1 protein-coding gene is annotated in these 291 nt (G+C 49.1%); it reads right to left on the bottom strand.

What is annotated here, in order from left to right:
- The coding region (locus tag K6T82_RS24170) for a penicillin-binding transpeptidase domain-containing protein (RefSeq protein WP_255596622.1) at window positions 1–261 on the bottom strand (261 nt) is incomplete at its 3' end.
- Between the last annotated feature and the right edge of the window lie 30 nt (window positions 262–291).

Consider the following 291-nt stretch of genomic DNA (forward strand, 5'->3'; position numbering starts at 1 on the left):
GGCAAATGCGTAAGGAGAAAACAGACTCATCAGATAGGCAGTCACCCAGTTATCCGAATTTTGCAACCCCCATTTTATGGTAACAAAATGTCCAAGCGCTTCACGTGTGTTTCGGGGGGTCCACGGCTGTCCGTTTTCAGCCATGATGGTTATTGGTCCGTGAACCATCCCGTCACAGGGGCTCAATCCCTCTTCCATAGCCAACGTATAAAGATACGGCTTTATGGTTGAGCCGATTTGCCTTTTTCCGGTACTTACCATATCGTACTTGAAATGCGCGAAGTCCGGGCC

Origin of the sequence: Flavobacterium potami (genome assembly GCF_020026915.1) — a bacterium.
GTDB lineage: Bacteria > Bacteroidota > Bacteroidia > Flavobacteriales > Flavobacteriaceae > Flavobacterium > Flavobacterium potami.